Source organism: Streptomyces malaysiense (assembly GCF_000980885.2).
Classification (GTDB): domain Bacteria; phylum Actinomycetota; class Actinomycetes; order Streptomycetales; family Streptomycetaceae; genus Streptomyces; species Streptomyces malaysiense.
In genome coordinates this window covers 108,680-125,352 of the sequence record NZ_LBDA02000036.1, presented here as the reverse complement: position 1 = coordinate 125,352, position 16,673 = coordinate 108,680, and the positions used below count along the sequence as shown (strand labels likewise).

The following is a 16,673-nucleotide window of genomic DNA, read 5'->3' as shown; positions in this document are numbered from 1 at the left end:
TCCTTCAGCGGCGTACCGCAGCGTACCGGTGCCCCGGCCGTCCGGCGGAGCCAGTCCGTCCGGACCCCCCACCAGGGCGTATCCGGGCGGTACGGGCTAGCCTGAAGCGCAACCGTGCGGGCAAATCCGAGCAATTCACCGACAAACGCAATCCCGGTCGCACACCACTTCGCGCAGACCTCGATGCAGACCTCGTACGCACGCCCCTGACAAGGAAGCAGAACCATGGCAGCCGGCGCCCCCCGGATCTTCGTCTCGCACCTCGCCGGGGTCCCCGTCTTCGATCCGAACGGCGACCAGGTGGGGCGGGTACGCGATCTCGTCGTGATGCTGCGCGTGGGCAGGAGACCCCCGCGCGTGCTCGGCCTCGTCGTCGAACTGTCCACCCGGCGCCGCATCTTCCTGCCCATGACCCGGATCAGCGGCATCGAGTCCGGGCAGGTCATCAGCACCGGTGTCATGAACGTGCGCCGCTTCGAGCAGCGGCCCACCGAGCGGCTGGTCTTCGGCGAGCTGCTGGACCGGCGGGTCACCCTGGTGGAGACCCGCGAGGAGGCCACCGTCCTCGACATGTCCGTGCAGCAGCTGCCCGCACGCCGGGACTGGGAGATCGACCGCGTCTTCGTCCGCAAGGGCCGCAAGGGCAGCGCGTTCCGCCGGGTCAAGGGCGAGACGCTGACCGTGGACTGGGCGGGCGTCTCCGGCTTCTCCCTGGAGGAGCACGGGCAGGGCGCCGAGAACCTGCTCGCCACCTTCGAGCAGCTGCGCCCCGCCGACCTCGCCAACGTGCTGCACCACCTCTCCCCCAAGCGGCGCGCCGAGGTCGCCGCCGCCCTGGACGACGACCGGCTCGCCGACGTCCTGGAGGAGCTGCCGGAGGACGACCAGATCGAGATCCTCGGCAAGCTCCAGGAGGAGCGCGCCGCCGACGTCCTGGAGGCCATGGACCCGGACGATGCGGCCGACCTGCTCTCCGAGCTGCCGGAGGAGGACAAGGAACGGCTGCTGAGCCTGATGCAGCCCGGCGACGCGGCCGACATGCGGCGCCTGATGTCGTACGAGGAGCACACGGCCGGCGGTCTGATGACCACCGAGCCGATCGTGCTGCGCCCGGACGCCACCGTCGCCGACGCCCTCGCCCGCGTGCGCAACCCCGACCTCTCCCCCGCGCTCGCCGCCCAGGTCTACGTCTGCCGCCCGCCTGACGAGACCCCGACCGGCAAGTACCTCGGCACGGCCCACTTCCAGCGGCTGCTGCGCGACCCCCCGTACACCCTGGTCAGCTCGCTCCTGGACGACGATCTCCAGCCGCTGTCCCCGGACGCCTCGCTCCCGCTGATCGCCGGGTTCTTCGCCACCTACGACATGGTGGCCGCGCCCGTGGTGGACGAGGCCGGGTCGCTGCTGGGCGCGGTGACCGTCGACGACGTACTGGACCACATGCTGCCCGACGACTGGCGTGAGACCGAGTTCCACCTGGAGGAGAGCCCCGAGGGCGGCAAGGGGGCCGGCCATGCCTTCTGAGCGTGAGCGCGAGCGCACGCCCACCGGTGCCACGGCCGCCGGCCGCCCGCGCACGCCCCGGCTCGACCAGCCGCGACCGCCCCGGCGCCGCTTCCTGCCCGAGTGGGACCCGGAGGCCTTCGGCCGGCTGTCGGAACGGATCGCCCGGTTCCTCGGCACGGGACGCTTCATCGTCTGGATGACGGTGGTCATCATCGTCTGGGTGCTGTGGAACGTGAGCGTGCCCCGGCATCTGCGGTTCGACGAGTACCCGTTCATCTTCCTGACCCTGGCCCTGTCCCTCCAGGCGTCCTACGCGGCCCCGCTGATCCTGCTCGCGCAGAACCGGCAGGACGACCGCGACCGGGTCAACCTGGAACAGGACCGCAAGCAGAACGAACGGTCCATCGCCGACACGGAGTACCTGACCCGGGAGATCGCCGCGCTGCGCATGGGCCTCGGCGAGGTCGCCACCCGCGACTGGATCCGGGCCGAGCTCCAGGACATGCTCAAGGAGATGGAGGAACGGCGCGGTCACGGCGGTCCGGTCGTATTCCCGGCGGAACGGACGGAACGCCCGCCGGGACGTGACGCAGACGACCGCTGAGGGGCTACCCGGAGGGCCCTCGGCGCGCCGTACCATCGTCCTTATGGCTACGGAAGACGCGGTGCGCGAGGCACTGGCGACGGTGAACGACCCCGAGATCAACCGCCCCATCACCGAACTGGGGATGGTCAAATCGGTGGAGATCGGGGAGGACGGCACGGTCGCGGTCACCGTGTACCTGACGGTCTCCGGCTGCCCCATGCGCGACACCATCACCCAGCGGGTCACCGAGGCGGTCTCGCGCGTCGAGGGCGTCACCGGCGTGGACGTCACGCTCGACGTGATGAGCGACGAGCAGCGCAAGGAACTGGCGGCGGCCCTGCGGGACGGCCAGGCCGAGCGCGAGGTCCCGTTCGCCAAGCCGGGCAACCTCACCCGGGTCTACGCGGTCGCCTCCGGCAAGGGCGGCGTCGGCAAGTCCTCGGTCACGGTGAACCTCGCGGCGGCGATGGCGGCCGACGGCCTCAAGGTGGGCGTCGTGGACGCCGACATCTACGGCCACTCGGTGCCGCGCATGCTGGGCGCGCAGGGGCGTCCCACCCAGGTGGAGAACATGATCATGCCGCCGTCGGCGAACGGTGTGAAGGTCATCTCGATCGGCATGTTCACCCCGGGCAACGCGCCGGTCGTCTGGCGCGGCCCCATGCTGCACCGAGCCCTCCAGCAGTTCCTGGCCGACGTGTACTGGGGCGACCTGGACGTCCTGCTCCTGGACCTGCCGCCCGGCACCGGTGACATCGCGATCTCCGTGGCCCAGCTGGTCCCGAACGCCGAGATCCTGGTCGTCACCACCCCGCAGCAGGCGGCCGCCGAGGTGGCCGAGCGCGCGGGCTCCATCGCGGTGCAGACCCACCAGAAGATCGTCGGCGTGGTCGAGAACATGTCGGGCCTGCCCTGCCCGCACTGCGACGAGATGGTCGACGTCTTCGGCACCGGTGGCGGCCAGCTGGTCGCCGACGGCCTCACCCGTACGACGGGTACGAACGTCCCGGTCCTCGGCTCCATCCCCATCGACGTGCGGCTGCGCGAGGGCGGCGACGAGGGCAGGCCGGTCGTGCTGACCGACCCCGACTCCCCGGCCGGCAACGCCCTGCGCTCCATCGCGGGCAAGCTCGGCGGCCGCCAGCGCGGTCTGTCGGGCATGTCGCTGGGGCTGACCCCCAAGAACAAGTTCTGAGGCCCGCCGCGCGTTCCCCGCACCTCACGTCCTGACCCGTACGGCACGGGAAAGGGGCGCCGGAACCATCCGGCGCCCCTCGGGTCACACGTACGCGGAGACGTCCTTCACCACGGCGAACCCCAGCCCGTAGGCGCTCATCCCCCGTCCGTACGCGCCGAGATGCACCCCCGCCTCCGTGGAGCCGGCCAGCACCCAGCCGAACTCCGACTCGCGGTAGTGGAAGGACGCGGCCGCCCCGTCCACCGGGAGCGAGAGCCTGGACCACTCCGGCCCGTCGAGATCGTCGGCCAGTTCCCAGGCGGTCTCGGTCTGCTGCTCCAGCCAGTCGTCGCGCCGGGTGTGGTCCATCTGTCCGGGCCAGGTGAAGGACAGCAGTCCCACGCCCGCGAGCCACGCCGCCGACGACACGGACGTCGCCTCCAGCAGCCCCGAACCGTCGGCCACCCGCCGGGACGGATGCGCCGCGACGGTCACCACGGCCGCGAACTTCTCCCGGTGCTCGGCGACGACGCCCTCGTGCAGCACGGACGGTGTGTCGCCGTGCCCGATCGACCCGTGCTCCACGGCACCGTCGGACGCCATGCCGACCTGCATCAGCCAGCGCGGCCCCGTGAACGCCTCGTCGAGCCCGTACCAGGGGAAGGGCGCCCGCAGGTATCCGTCGACCGTGCCCCGGTCGGCGGCGAGACCCTGTCCGCCCTCCGTGGCCGGCGCTGCCGCGCCCACCCGACTCGTCGTCTCCATCTGCCCGGACGCCTCCTCGCGCTCGTCGGACCGAAGCGGCGGCCCGCCCCCCTTCGGGCGTACTCGTCCGGTCCGCACAACAACTCGGCAGCATATCCACACCGCTGAGAACCGCCGGGCAGGCGCCGGTCGCCAAAGTCGCGCCAACGGCCTGTTCAGGCCGTTCGGGACGGGCGCCCGCTATGACGCGCGTCACGTGCGCGTGTCGGCACGCGGTGCGCGGCACCCGGCGCCCACGCGGTGCCCGGCCGCCCCGACGGACGCCGGGAGCGGCTCAGGTGGCGTCGAAGTCGAACGGCGGCCGGTCGTCCTTCTCGGACTCCTCCGGCTGCTTGGTCATGTCGATCTTCCCGCCCGCGGACGGCGCGGCCGGCGGGGAGCCCGCGGAGCCGGAGGACGACGAGGAAGAGGACGAGGACGCCGTGTCATGGCCGTTCACCGCGTCGGTGAGCTCGGCCATCTCCTTCTTCAGGTCGAAGCCGTTGCGGATCTCCTGGAGCCCCAGCTCGTCGTTGCCGAGCTGCTTGCGCAGGAACGTCTTGGGGTTGAGGTCCTCGAAGTCGAAGTCCTTGAACTCGGGCCCCAGCTCGCTGCGGATGTCCTGCTTCGCGCTCTCCGAGAACTCGCGGATCTTCCGGATCGTCCGGGTGATGTCCTGGATGACCTTGGGGAGCTTGTCCGGACCGAACACGAGCACCGCGATGACGATGATCGTCAGTAGCTCCATTGGCCCTATGTCATTGAACACCTGACGCTCCTTGCGATGTCCTCGGTCGCTCAACGGTACCCGGCGTTCTGGTCCGACCGGTACCGTCCCGAGGTGAGACTTGTGTCAGTTCTGCTCCGCGGTGCCCAGGACGAGTGAGACCTCCCGCTCGGTCCCGCCCCGCCGGACCGTCAGCCGCATCCGGTCGCCCGGCTCGTGGGCGCGGATCCTGACGATCAGCTCCGCCCCGGTGTGCACCGGCTCGCCGTCGGCCCCGGTGATCAGATCGCCCGGCCTGAGCCCGGCCCGCTCACCCGGCCCGCCCTTGACGACGGCGGGGCCGCCGCCCGGGGCCGCACCGCCGACGCGGGCGCCGTCGCCGGTGTAGCCCATGTCGAGACGGACCCCGATGACCGGGTGGGTGGCATGGCCGTCGGCGATCAGCTGCTCGGCGACGCGCTTCGCCTGGTTGACCGGTATGGCGAAGCCCAGGCCGATGGAGCCCGCCTGCCCGCTCCCGGTCGCCGAGCCGCTGTCGGCGGATCGGATGGCGGAGTTGATGCCGATGACCCGGGCCCGGGAGTCGAGCAGCGGACCGCCCGAGTTGCCCGGGTTGATCGGCGCGTCGGTCTGGAGGGCGTCCACGTACGACACGTCGCTGCCGTCGCTCTTCTCGCCGCCCGCGGTGACGGGCCGGTCCTTGGCGCTGATGATGCCGGAGGTGACGGTGCCGGCCAGGTCGAAGGGGGCGCCGATGGCTACGACGGGGTCACCGACCCGGACGTCGTCGGAGTCGCCGAGGGGCAGCGGGGTGAGCCCGTGCACCCCGCCGACCTGGATCACGGCGAGGTCGTAGCCGCTGTCCCGGCCGACGACCGTGGCCTTGGCGGAGGTCCCGTCGGTGAACGTCGCGGATATCCCGCCGCCGGACGCGGCGGCCGCCACGACATGGTTGTTGGTGAGGATGTGGCCGCGGTCGTCCAGCACGAAGCCGGTGCCGGTGGCCTCCTCGCCGGAGCCGGAGACATGCAGGGTGACGACACCGGGCAGGGCGCGGGCCGCGATCCCGGCCACGCTGTCCGGCGCGCGCCCGGCGGGCACGCTCCCGGCCCGCGGCGGCCGCACGTCGCTCCCGGCCCCCGCGCGCTCGGCATAGCCGCCGACGAGCCCGCCGGTCCCGGCCGCGACCAGGGCGACGGCGAGTGTCCAGCCGGCGGCGACGCGCCGCCGCCGGGGCCGTCCCCCGTGCACCGGGACGGCACCGGGCACCGGGAGCGGTCCCGCGGCCCAGGGGGCGTGGCGCCCCCACGGGTCCGCCGGGGGCTGCCGGGCGGGCAGGGGTGCGGCGGCGGGCGCCGGGGGTACGACGGGTGCGGGCACGGGTGTGGCGGGTGGCGATGCGGGCCGCGGGGGTACGGCGCCCACCGCCGGCGCTGCCGTGACCGCTCCGTGGACCGGTGCCGCGGCCGGGTGCTGGACCGGTGGGGCCGGGGCCCAGGGGCCCGGTTCGCCGTAGGGCGGGGTGCTGTAGGGGTCCGGTTCGTGCAGCGGACCGGGGCGCGGCCCGGCCAGTTCGAAGTCGCCGTCCGGTATCGGTCCGGCTCCCGCCGCTCCCTCCGGCTCCGCCCCCGGCGGAACGCCGTTCCCCTCGTCCATGCTCTCCCCAGGCTGACCGCGGCCCCGCGCTTCGGCGGCGGCCCCGGAACGTCGGCTACCTGCCCGGATTCAACCAGGTCGCGGGCCCCGGCGCAGGGCCCGTCGCGGCGCCGGGGTCAGGGCGTCCGGCGGGGGGTCGCCGGAACCACCGGGGGCGACACCAGAGGGGTCGAGGACGCGGCGGGGCGCATGGGGTTGTGCGGGGCCGGATCGGGTCCGGTGTCGGACAGCATGCCCGGGACCATGGGCGCCGTGGACCACTTGCCCAGCGGCAGGTCCATGGCCTTGTCCAGCGGGCGTATCAGCGGGGTCACGGCGTTCACGCCCGCCATCAGCGGGCCTGTCGTAGGCCGCGCGCCGGCGTCCTGGGGCTGCCCGTCCACGGCGTCCGACGCGCCCGGCACCAGGGGCGCGGTCACGGCGGTCGGCGACGGTGTCGTACGCCCGAGCGGAGCCCCGCCGCCCTGGGCCGTCAGCGGGCCCTGCCGGCGGCGCTGCGACTCGGCGGACGTCGTCACGCCGCCGCCCCCGCCGGTGCCGGCGGTGCGGGCCGGGATCACGTTGCTGCCGGTGCCCCGGGCGTCCGCGGCCGGGTAGCCGGGGATGGCGGTGGTCACGCCGCCGAGGGCGACCGCGGCCAGCGAGACCGCGCCGGCGGCGGCGAAGGCGAAGCGCAGCCCGCGGGAGGCGGGGCGGGCGTCCTCCGGGCGGCCGACGGGATGGACGCGGAAGCCGCCCCCGCCGAGCGGGCCGGCCGGTCCGCCGAAGCCGGACTCCCCGTGGAAGCCGGTCCGCTCGGGGCCGGGGCCCGGCGGGCGCGCGGGGACGTAGCCGAAGGAGAAGCCCCGGCGCATACCGAAGGTGCCCGGGTCGCCGGGGGCCCGGGACCCGGGGCCGTCGCCGAGCGGTTCGGGCGGGGTGCCGGCGTCGCCGTCACCGCCACCGGGGAGGCCCTGGAGGCGGGCCAGCAGGCTCGCGGAGGGCGGGGGTGGGGCCGCGGTCGCGAACACGCTCTTCAGCGCGCGCTGGGCGTCCGCCTCCGCCTTGCAGCGGGCGCAGGTGGCCAGGTGGGCGAGGACGCGTTCACGCGTGTCATGACCGAGCTCTCCGTCCACCAGGGCGGAGAGCCGGTCTCCCAGATGCTGCTCGGCGAGGTGTGCCCCGACCGGTTTCTGCCGTGATCCGCTCACGCCGTCGCGCCCCCTCCCCCCAGTGCGGGGACCCGGGCCATGAACGAGCGCCGCTCGGCCGCGCGGGCCTCCGGTGAACGGTGCGCGAGCGCCTTGCGGAGCTGGGAGCGGCCGCGGTGGATACGGGAGCGGACGGTGCCGAGCTTCACGCCGAGGGTCGCGGCGATCTCCTCGTACGACAGCCCCTCGATGTCGCACAGGACGACGGCGGCGCGGAACTCGGGCGCCAGGGTGTCCAGGGCCTGCTGGACGTCGGCGTCGAAGTGCGCGTCGTTGAAGAGCTGCTGCGGGGTGGGCTCGCGGCTGGCCAGGCGGTCGGCCGCGTCCTCGCCGAGGGCGTCGAAGCGGATGCGCTGCTTGCGCCGGACCATGTCCAGGAACAGGTTCGTGGTGATGCGGTGCAGCCAGCCCTCGAAGGTGCCCGGCGAGTACGTCGACAGGGAGCGGAAGACGCGGACGAAGACTTCCTGGGTGAGATCCTCGGCGTCGTGCTGGTTGCCGGTGAGGCGGTAGGCCAGGCGGTAGACGCGGGCGCTGTGGGTGCTGACGATCTCGTCCCAGCTGGGCGGAGTCCACGCCTGCCCGTCCGCGTCACTGGTGAAGGTCGCGGTCTGGGTGTCGCGCCCGGCGATGCCGGTGGCGTGGCTGTCAGCAGCGGTGTCGGTCACGGATTTCGGCCTGCCCGCCGATCCGAGGAAGCGCCGTAGCACTCCGCCCCGGTCCTCGGGCGCAGCCGCACCTCCCCTGTCGGCTCTGGTGGTGTCCAGTGGAGCCCCTACCATAGCCACCTCGCCCGTTAGCTCCGGATAAGCGTTTTTACGAGAATTTGATACTCGCTGGCGCGGCTCGTGCCGCTGCGTCAGCAGTTGTGCGGTGCCCTGCTCCACCTCTCGCCCCCCGAAGCGTCCCCCGAGCTGTCTCTTCCCAGTAAACGCCCGGTCCCATCTGCGGGTTCCCGACGCCAACGGATACAGTCACGCCGAGGCATCCATGGGGACGACAGGAGAGGGTCATTACCGGCAACAGGCAGACGAGCTCGGCTTTCGCCGACGCCTTTGCCGCCGAGGACGAAGCACTGCTGTGGGCCCGCGACCGCGCCCTCGAAGCAGGACTGCGCTCGGTGTCGCCCGGCACGGGTTCCGCGCTGCGCCTGCTCGCCGCCTCCGTGGACGCGAAGGCGGTCGCGGAGATCGGCACGGGCTGCGGGGTGTCCGGAATCCATCTGCTGCACGGCATGCGCCCGGACGGCGTGCTGACCACGGTCGATCCGGAGCCGGAGCACCAGCAGTTCGCCCGGCAGGCGTTCCGCGCCTGCGGCTTCGCCAGCAACCGGGCCCGCTTCATCCCCGGCCGTGCCCTGGAGGTGCTGCCCCGGCTCGCGGACGCGGGCTACGACCTCGTGTTCTGCGACGGGGACCGGCAGGAGTACCCGGAGTACCTCGCCGAGTCGCTGCGGCTGCTGCGGGTCGGCGGCCTGGTGGTCTTCGAGGGCGTCTTCGCGAGCGGCCGTACGGTCGACTCGGGGCCGCAGCCCTCGGAGGTGCTGCGGCTGCGGGAGCTGCTGCGCACGGTGCGCGAGAGCCAGGAACTGGTCCCCTCGCTGCTGCCGGTCGGCGACGGGCTGCTGTGCGCCGTCAAGCGGTGACGGCGGTGCGGGGCGTCACCGCGGCGGGCGCCCCGACGGACGCCGGCGGCCGCGCGGTGTCCGGGAACACGGCTGCCCCGGCACCGCGTTCGATGCCGGGGCAGCCGTAAGGACTGACTCGTGCGCGCGTCAGACGACGACCTTCTTGAGCGCGTCGCCGAGCGCCTCGGCCTCGTCAGGGGTCAGCTCGACGACGAGTCGACCGCCGCCTTCGAGCGGAACGCGCATGACGATGCCCCGCCCCTCCTTGGTCACCTCGAGCGGACCATCGCCCGTCCGCGGCTTCATGGCCGCCATGCTCGTTCCCCTTCCTGAAACCAGCTCATCGTCTGCCGATGGCACCCTGCGGGCACCCGCGGGACCGAACCGGACACGCGACACCGGCATCGAACACATTGCTTCCAAGCCATTATCCCGCATCTCAGGACCCGATGACCAACATCGGTAGGCATCGCTTGGGCAACGCGCGCGAGCAAAACCACTCAATTCGGGGATGTGGCTGCGATACTTCGCCACCGCACGGACGCCCCCCGGCCACCAGGGGCCGGTTTTTCTTTGACGCAGCTCACACCCGCCCGCGGGCCCTTGGCCGGCGATCTCCGCCATGCTGTGATCGGACAGGGACGTACCGAGCGGTACGTCACCACCGCGAACCGGAGGGGATGCGCCATGGCCGACACCGTGCTCTACGAGGTGAGCGACGGGCTCGCGACGATCACGCTGAACCGCCCCGAGGCGATGAACGCGCTGAACGTGGCGACCAAGGTCGCGCTGCGGGAGGCGGCCGAGGAAGCGGCCCGGGACACGGCCGTACGGGCGATCCTGCTGACCGCCGCCGGGGAGCGCGCGTTCTGCGTGGGCCAGGACCTCAAGGAGCACATCGGGCTGCTGGCCCAGGACCGGGAGACCGGGTCCGGGCAGACCATGAGCACGGTCAGCGAGCACTACAACCCGATCGTGCGGGCGCTGGCGGGCGCGGCCAAGCCGGTGGTCGCCGCGGTGAACGGCGTCGCGGCGGGAGCGGGCTTCGGGTTCGCGCTCGCGGCGGACTACCGGATCGTCGCCGACACCGCGTCCTTCAACAGCTCTTTCGTGGGCGTCGCCCTGACCGGGGACTCCGGGATCTCCTGGACCCTGCCCCGGGTGGTCGGGCCGAGCCGCGCGCAGGACCTGCTGCTGTTCCCGCGCAGCATCGGCGCACAGGACGCGCTGGAGCTGGGCATCGCCAACCGGGTCGTACCCGCGGCCGAGCTGCGGGCCGAGGCCGGGAAGGTGGCGCGCCAGCTGGCCTCGGGGCCGACGGTCGCCTACGCGGCGATCAAGGAGGCGGTGGCCTTCGGGCTGACGCACTCGCTGGAGGAGACCCTCCGCAAGGAGGACGAACTGCAGACGCGGGCGGGGCGGTCCGAGGACCACGCGATCGCGGTGCGGGCGTTCGTCGACAAGGAGAAGCCGGAGTACCTGGGGCGGTGACGCCCCCCTGACCGCCGTCCGAGACCGCTGCCCCGGCCCCCGTCCCTAACCTCTGTTCCTCGCCACGCAGGTCTCCAGGTGGTCGTTCACCAGCCCGCACGCCTGCATCAGTGCGTACGCCGTCGTCGGGCCGACGAACTTCAGGCCCCGCTTCTTCAACTCCTTGGACAGAGCCGTGGATTGCGGGGTGACCGCCGGGACGTCGGCCAGGGTCCTGGGGACCGGACGGCCGGCCGGGTCGGGGGCGTGGGACCAGATCAGGTCGTCCAGGTCGCCGGCCGGCCAGCCGGCGAGGACGCGGGCGTTGGCGAGGGTGGCGTCGATCTTGGCGCGGTTGCGGATGATGCCCGGGTCGGCCAGCAGGCGCTCGCGGTCCTCGTCGGTGAAGGCGGCGACCTTCTCCACGCGAAAGCCCGCGAAGGCGGTACGGAAGCCCGGCCGGCGGCGCAGGATGGTGATCCAGGACAGACCCGACTGGAAGGCCTCCAGGCTGAGCCGCTCGAAGAGGGCGTCGTCGCCGTGGACCGGGCGGCCCCACTCCTCGTCGTGGTACGTCACGTAGTCGTCGGTGGACAGGGCCCAGGGGCAGCGCGGTGCGCCGTCCGGGCCCGGGACGGCGGCGGTCACTGCTGGTCCTCCGGGTGCCGGGACTTGTCCGGGGCGGGGCGTGCGGCGGCGGCGCGGGCGCCGGCCAGCGCGGACTCCAGGCCCGCGATCCGGGCGTCGCGCTCGGCGAGTTCGGCGCCGAGGCGGCCGAGGGCGTCGTCGACGTCGGACATGCGATAGCCGCGCACGGCGAGCGGGAAGCGCAGGCTCTCCACGTCCTCGCGGCCCACCGGCCGGTCGTCGGGCAGCGGGTCCTGGAGCCGCTCGGGCGCGACGTCGGGCAGCGGGCCGCTCTCGCCGCCGCCCACCACGGCCAGGGTCACCGCGGCGACCACGACGGCCAGCGCGATGACCAGGAACAGGAACATCACCATCGTCTGGAGGCCCCCAGCTCGGGTGCCGGCGCTGTGCCGGACGCGGAATCTGTCAGCTCCGATCGTGCCATGCGCGTCCGGCGGTTAGGGTCACTGGCGGTCGCAGTGCCGGACGCACGAGGAAGAGGTCACAGCGGATGCTCAGGCTGGGCAGGCGGGAATTCGGACCGCACGAACGAGTGATCATGGCGATCGTGAACCGGACCCCCGACTCCTTCTACGACGGCGGGGCGACGTTCCGCGACGAGCCGGCCCTGGCACGCGTCGAGCAGGCGGTGGCCGAGGGCGCCGCGATCATCGACATCGGCGGGGTGAAGGCGGGCCCCGGCGAGGAGGTCTCCGCCGAGGAGGAGGCGCGGCGCACGGTGGGCTTCGTGGCCGAGGTGCGGCGCCGGTTCCCGGACGTGGTGATCAGCGTGGACACCTGGCGGGCCGAGGTCGGCGAGGCGGTGTGCGAGGCCGGCGCCGACCTGCTGAACGACGCGTGGGGCGGCGCGGACCCCGGCCTCGCGCAGGTCGCGGCGCGGCACCGGGTGGGCCTGGTGTGCACGCACGCGGGCGGCGCCGAGCCGCGCACCCGCCCGCACCGGGTGACGTACGACGACGTGATGGCGGACGTCCTGGACGTGACCGTGGGCCTCGCGGAGCGCGCGGTGGCGCTCGGGGTGCCGCGGGAGTCGGTCCTGATCGATCCCGGGCACGACTTCGGCAAGAACACCCGGCACAGCCTGGAGGCGACGCGGCGCCTGGACGAGATGGTCGCCGCGGGCTGGCCGGTGCTGGTGTCGCTGTCCAACAAGGACTTCGTCGGGGAGACCCTGGACCGGCCGGTCAAGGAGCGGCTGATCGGCACCCTGGCGACGACGGCGGTGTCCTCCTGGCTCGGGGCGATGGTCTACCGCGTGCACGAGGTCGCCGAGACCCGCCAGGTCCTCGACATGGTCTCGTCCATCGCGGGCCACCGTCCCCCCGCGGTGGCCCGACGCGGTCTGGCCTGAGGTCCTGGTGCCGCAACAGGCGACGTCCGCCCCGTCGCGACGCCCTGCACGCACTCTCGCCGCACCGGCCGAAAGCCCGAGTACGTCCGGTACGAGGGCTTCCGTCCGGCACGCCGAGAGCACGCACCGGACGCCGCTCCTTGACGGGCGAACGCTGTCTGCCGCGGCACTAGCGGGCGGCCTCCTTGGAGACCAGGGCCACCGCCTCCTCCACCTCGTCGGTGACGTGGAAGAGCAGGAGGTCCTTCTCCGCGGCCTTGCCGCTGGCCACCAGGGTGTTCCTGAGCCAGTCGACCAGGCCGCCCCAGTACTCGCTGCCGAAGAGGACGATCGGGAAGCGGGTGACCTTCTGCGTCTGCACCAGGGTCAGGGCCTCGAAGAGCTCGTCCAGGGTGCCGAGGCCGCCGGGCAGCACCACGAACCCTTGGGCGTACTTCACGAACATCATTTTCCGGACGAAGAAGTACCGGAAGTTCAGCCCGATGTCGACGTAGGGGTTCAGCCCCTGCTCGAAGGGCAGCTCGATACCGAGCCCGACGGAGACGCCGCCCGCCTCGCACGCGCCCCGGTTGGCGGCCTCCATCGCGCCGGGACCGCCGCCGGTGATCACCGCCCAGCCGCCCTGCGCGAGGCTGCGGCCGAGCCGCACCCCCGCGTCGTACTCGGGCGAGTCCACGGGGGTGCGGGCCGAACCGAACACGCTGATCGCGGGCGGGAGTTCGGCCAGCGTGCCGAAGCCCTCGATGAATTCCGACTGGATGCGCAGCACCCGCCAGGGATCGGTGTGGACCCAGTCGGAGGGACCGCCCGCGTCCAGCAGCCGCTGATCGGTCGTGCTCGGCGTCACCTGGCCCCGCCTGCGCAGGACCGGCCCGAGCCGCTGCTCGTCCGGCGGCTGCTTCTTCCCCTCGGGGTTCCCGGTAGGCATGTGCGCTCCCTCCGCTTGCCGGTGGTTCGCCATCAGCCTAGATCTACGCGGGTTAAGCAGGGGGGACATACGCGTGTCCGCCAGGCGTGCGCCGCGCGCGGCGGACGCTACGCGGTCAGCCAGTCACGCAGCCGCTCCTCGGCCTTGAGGATCTTGGCCGTCTCCACCCGCTCGTCCCGCTTGTGCGCCAGGTGCGGGTTGCCGGGACCGTAGTTGACCGCGGGGATGCCGAGCGCGGCGAAGCGGGAGACGTCCGTCCAGCCGTACTTGGGGCGCGGGATGCCGCCGACCGCCTCGATGAAGGCCGCCGCGGCCGGGTGGGAGAGCCCGGGGAGCGCGCCGCCGCTGTGGTCGTCGACCACGAACTCGGCCACCCCGCAGTCCGCGAACACCTCGCGGACGTGCGCGACCGCCTCCTCCTCGGTGCGGTCGGGGGCGTAGCGGAAGTTGACGGTGACCACGCACTCGTCGGGGATGACGTTGCCCGCGACCCCGCCGCCGATACGCACGGCGTTCAGGCCCTCGCGGTACTCCAGGCCGTCGATCACCGGGTAGCGGGGCTCGTAGGCCGCCAGGCGGGCCAGGATCGGCGCGGCCGCGTGGATGGCGTTGGCGCCCATCCAGGAGCGCGCCGAGTGCGCCCGCTCGCCCTCGGTGCGCAGCAGCATCCGCAGGGTGCCCTGGCAGCCGCCCTCGACCTCGCCGTCGGAGGGCTCCAGGAGCACCGCGAAGTCGCCCTCCAGCCACTCGGGACGGGCCTCGGCGACATGGCGCAGGCCGTTGAGGTGGGCGGCGACCTCCTCGTTGTCGTAGAACACGAAGGTCAGGTCGCGGTTGGGGGCCGGGACCGTGGCGGCGACGCGCAGCTGGACCGCCACGCCCGACTTCATGTCACAGGTGCCGCAGCCCCACAGCACGCCGTCCTCGTCCAGGCGCGAGGGCACGTTGTCCGCGATCGGCACGGTGTCGATGTGCCCGGCCAGGACGACCCGCTCGGCGCGGCCCAGGTTCGTACGGGCCACCACGTTGTTGCCGTAGCGGTCCACCGTCAGGTGCGGCAGGGCCCGCAGCGCGGTCTCGATCGCGTCCGCCAGCGGCTCCTCGGTCCCGCTCTCGGAGGCGAAGTCCACGAGCCGCGCGGTGAGCGTGGCGGCGTCCAGCGTGAGGTCAAGCGAGGTGTCGGCCATGGCCTCGACCCTAGCGCGCCGCCGCCGGCCGCCGGGTTCCCGCGCGGCGGCGGACCCCTGGCGTGCGGTGGTGATCGCTCCAGTACCTTGTACGCGTGTCACAGCCGTCCCCCACCCGTCCCAAGCGCCGCGGCCGTCTTCTCCGGTTCTGCGCGGCCCTGTTGGTCCTGTGCGGCGTCGCCGCCTACCTCGTGGTGCAGTACGTCACCGGAGGCGGCGGTTCGCACGGCTGCAAGGTGGTCTCGGCCACCGGCGCCGGGACGTCGTACGACTTCACGCCCGAGCAGGCGGCGAACGCGGCGACGATCGCCGCCGTCGGCACCGGCCGGAACATGCCCGAGCGGGCCGTGACGATCGCGCTCGCCACCGCGCTCCAGGAGTCGGGGCTGCGCAACATCGAGCACGGCGACCGGGATTCCCTCGGCCTGTTCCAGCAGCGGCCCTCGCAGGGCTGGGGCACCGAACGGCAGATCATGGACCCCACGTACGCGGCCGGGATCTTCTACGCCCATCTCGCCGAGGTGCCCGACTACACGGATCTGCCGCTCACCGTGGCCGCGCAGAAGGTGCAGCGCAGCGGCTACCCGGAGGCGTACGCCAAGCACGAGCCGGACGCCGAGCTGCTGTCGGCGGCGCTGACCGGGCGGGCGGCGGCCACGCTGACCTGTGACGGGCGCTTCGACACGACGGCCACGGCGATCGGTCCGGACGTGGTGCGGGCCGCGCTGGTGCGGGACTTCGGGCGGGACGCACTCCAGGAGACCGGGGCCGAGGTGGGCGGAGCCCCGGTGCCGTCGCCGTCCCCCTCGCCGAGCGTGACGGCGACGGCGAGCGGGCGGACGGTGACCGTGCCGGTGCCGCTCGGGACGCGCACGGACGCGAGTGGGCGCGACGAGCGGGAGCGGGGGTGGCAGCTCGCGCACTGGGCGGTCGCCAACTCCTCGGCGCTGCACATCCACCGGGTGACGTACGCGGGGCGGGTGTGGACCGCCGGGAGCGACGGCGGGGCGTGGCAGCAGGTGCGCTCGCAGGGGGCCGCGGGGGCGGAGAAGTCCGTGGGCGTTGTCCGGATCGTGACCGGACAGTAGTACGGGGCGTCGCGCCGACGGGTGGCGTCGGCGTTTCACACGCGGCCGAACGGGCGAGGGGCGGAAAACGGCCGGGAGCCCTTGGGGTTCAAGGGGCGTAAGGATTCTGCCGGGCGTTCTCACGGACGCCCTTTGCCCGTTTTTATCCACACCTGATAATGCGATGCGTTATCGGTTCTTTACCTGGGGCGTCCGCAACCTTCGGGGGCTTCGAGCGGTAGTCATGGCGTCCGAGCCCGGAGCCGGGTCCGGACGACAGAGATCGTTCTTCTCCCGTCGAATGGAGCATCATGTCCCTCCCCCTGACCCGCCGGATCGCCCGTGCCGCGCTGCTCGTCGCAGCGGGAGCGGCCGCCGGGGTCGGTGCGGCCGGCTCCGCCGGTGCGGCCACGAACCTGCCGGCCACCGCGAACCTGGGCGGCCTGACCGCGCTGGACGCGGCGCACGCCGGCGACACCGTCGACGGTGCCGCGGAGCACGTCACCTCGCTGGCGGGCAACGCGGGCGGCAACGCGGTGAAGTCGGCCGCGCCGGCCGCGGGCAAGACGGCCGGCGGTGCCGTGAAGAAGACCGCCCCCGCCGCCCAGCAGGCCGCCGGCGGCGTCGCCGGCGCGGCGGGCAACGCCCTGGGCGACGCGGCCGCCGGTGCCACGAAGGGCGGCCTGCCGACCACCAACCTGCCGATGCAGGGCCTGCCCCTCACCTGAGCCGGCACGGCCCGGTGAACGGGGTCCGGGGGGATGTCCCTCCTGGGCCCCGTTCGGCGTTCACGGGGCGCGGGACGCGCC

18 protein-coding genes are annotated in these 16,673 nt (G+C 73.2%); 8 read left to right on the top strand and 10 right to left on the bottom strand.

From position 1 onward, the window contains the following. The first annotated feature begins 225 nt into the window (after positions 1-225). Genes VT52_RS16830 through VT52_RS16820 form a run of 3 tightly spaced genes read left to right on the top strand, consistent with a single transcriptional unit; the run spans position 226 to position 3,287 of the window. Positions 226-1,524: a magnesium transporter MgtE N-terminal domain-containing protein gene (locus VT52_RS16830; RefSeq protein WP_046423945.1), complete on the top strand. Its 1,299-nt coding sequence runs from the start codon at positions 226-228 to the stop codon at positions 1,522-1,524. Continuing rightward, the gene (locus VT52_RS16825) at positions 1,514-2,110 is read left to right on the top strand and encodes a DUF1003 domain-containing protein (protein ID WP_046423942.1); all 597 of its coding nucleotides are present in this window, start codon (positions 1,514-1,516) and stop codon (positions 2,108-2,110) included. The genes VT52_RS16830 and VT52_RS16825 overlap by 11 nt, the downstream gene beginning before the upstream one ends. A 43-nt stretch (positions 2,111-2,153) precedes the next feature. Continuing rightward, positions 2,154-3,287 (top strand): Mrp/NBP35 family ATP-binding protein, encoded by a 1,134-nt coding sequence (locus VT52_RS16820; protein WP_046423940.1) that lies wholly within the window; start codon positions 2,154-2,156, stop codon positions 3,285-3,287. Positions 3,288-3,371: 84 nt separating this feature from the next. Here the strand turns inward: VT52_RS16820 and VT52_RS16815 are convergent, their stop codons facing one another. The 5 genes from VT52_RS16815 to sigE all read right to left on the bottom strand — a co-directional run bounded on the left by VT52_RS16815 (position 3,372) and on the right by sigE (position 8,296). Beyond that, a complete protein-coding gene (locus tag VT52_RS16815; protein ID WP_046423939.1) occupies positions 3,372-4,034 on the bottom strand; it encodes a hypothetical protein in 663 nt (220 codons plus the stop codon). Positions 4,035-4,308: 274 nt separating this feature from the next. Further along, on the bottom strand, positions 4,309-4,782 hold the full coding sequence (locus VT52_RS16810; protein WP_046423938.1) for a sec-independent translocase: 474 nt from the start codon (positions 4,780-4,782) through the stop codon (positions 4,309-4,311). 84 nt (positions 4,783-4,866) lie between these two features. Then, positions 4,867-6,396, bottom strand: a complete 1,530-nt coding sequence (locus tag VT52_RS16805) for a trypsin-like peptidase domain-containing protein (protein WP_046423936.1) — start codon at positions 6,394-6,396, stop codon at positions 4,867-4,869. A 116-nt stretch (positions 6,397-6,512) separates the two neighbouring features. Next, positions 6,513-7,586 carry a zf-HC2 domain-containing protein gene (locus tag VT52_RS16800; RefSeq protein WP_071387460.1) on the bottom strand — a complete coding sequence of 358 codons (1,074 nt, stop codon included), beginning with the start codon at positions 7,584-7,586 and terminating at the stop codon, positions 6,513-6,515. Next, positions 7,583-8,296, bottom strand: coding sequence for an RNA polymerase sigma factor SigE (gene sigE, locus VT52_RS16795; protein ID WP_079175080.1), 714 nt, complete (start codon positions 8,294-8,296; stop codon positions 7,583-7,585). Before sigE ends, VT52_RS16800 begins: the two co-directional genes overlap by 4 nt. A gap of 233 nt (positions 8,297-8,529) precedes the next feature. Between sigE and VT52_RS16790 the strand changes: the two genes are divergently transcribed. Beyond that, on the top strand, positions 8,530-9,231 hold the full coding sequence (locus tag VT52_RS16790) for an O-methyltransferase (RefSeq protein ID WP_240509777.1): 702 nt from the start codon (positions 8,530-8,532) through the stop codon (positions 9,229-9,231). Between the two features lie 129 nt (positions 9,232-9,360). Here VT52_RS16790 and VT52_RS16785 read toward each other — a convergent pair whose 3' ends face one another. Then, entirely contained in the window at positions 9,361-9,528 is a 168-nt protein-coding gene (locus VT52_RS16785; protein ID WP_018544333.1) for a DUF3117 domain-containing protein, read from the bottom strand. 372 nt (positions 9,529-9,900) lie between these two features. Here VT52_RS16785 and chcB point away from each other — a divergent pair, with 372 nt between their 5' ends. Continuing rightward, a complete protein-coding gene (gene chcB / locus VT52_RS16780; protein WP_046428531.1) occupies positions 9,901-10,704 on the top strand; it encodes a 2-cyclohexenylcarbonyl CoA isomerase in 804 nt (267 codons plus the stop codon). Positions 10,705-10,749: 45 nt separating this feature from the next. Here the strand turns inward: chcB and VT52_RS16775 are convergent, their stop codons facing one another. Together VT52_RS16775 and VT52_RS16770 are read right to left on the bottom strand one after the other, a co-directional pair. Next, the gene (locus tag VT52_RS16775) at positions 10,750-11,331 is read right to left on the bottom strand and encodes a DNA-3-methyladenine glycosylase I (protein WP_046428534.1); all 582 of its coding nucleotides are present in this window, start codon (positions 11,329-11,331) and stop codon (positions 10,750-10,752) included. Further along, positions 11,328-11,684 carry a DivIVA domain-containing protein gene (locus VT52_RS16770; protein ID WP_046428538.1) on the bottom strand — a complete coding sequence of 119 codons (357 nt, stop codon included), beginning with the start codon at positions 11,682-11,684 and terminating at the stop codon, positions 11,328-11,330. The genes VT52_RS16775 and VT52_RS16770 overlap by 4 nt, the downstream gene beginning before the upstream one ends. A 137-nt stretch (positions 11,685-11,821) precedes the next feature. Here VT52_RS16770 and folP point away from each other — a divergent pair, with 137 nt between their 5' ends. Continuing rightward, on the top strand, positions 11,822-12,682 hold the full coding sequence (folP, locus tag VT52_RS16765; RefSeq protein ID WP_046428541.1) for a dihydropteroate synthase: 861 nt from the start codon (positions 11,822-11,824) through the stop codon (positions 12,680-12,682). A gap of 169 nt (positions 12,683-12,851) precedes the next feature. Here the strand turns inward: folP and VT52_RS16760 are convergent, their stop codons facing one another. After that, the gene (locus tag VT52_RS16760) at positions 12,852-13,610 is read right to left on the bottom strand and encodes an LOG family protein (protein WP_046428544.1); all 759 of its coding nucleotides are present in this window, start codon (positions 13,608-13,610) and stop codon (positions 12,852-12,854) included. 107 nt (positions 13,611-13,717) lie between these two features. Further along, positions 13,718-14,797 (bottom strand): succinyl-diaminopimelate desuccinylase, encoded by a 1,080-nt coding sequence (gene dapE / locus VT52_RS16755; protein WP_046428547.1) that lies wholly within the window; start codon positions 14,795-14,797, stop codon positions 13,718-13,720. A 95-nt stretch (positions 14,798-14,892) separates the two neighbouring features. Here dapE and VT52_RS16750 point away from each other — a divergent pair, with 95 nt between their 5' ends. Then, positions 14,893-15,885, top strand: a complete 993-nt coding sequence (locus tag VT52_RS16750) for a VldE C-terminal domain-containing protein (RefSeq protein WP_206306536.1) — start codon at positions 14,893-14,895, stop codon at positions 15,883-15,885. A 290-nt stretch (positions 15,886-16,175) separates the two neighbouring features. Further along, positions 16,176-16,592 carry a hypothetical protein gene (locus VT52_RS16745; RefSeq protein ID WP_046428551.1) on the top strand — a complete coding sequence of 139 codons (417 nt, stop codon included), beginning with the start codon at positions 16,176-16,178 and terminating at the stop codon, positions 16,590-16,592. The last annotated feature ends 81 nt before the right edge of the window (positions 16,593-16,673 follow it).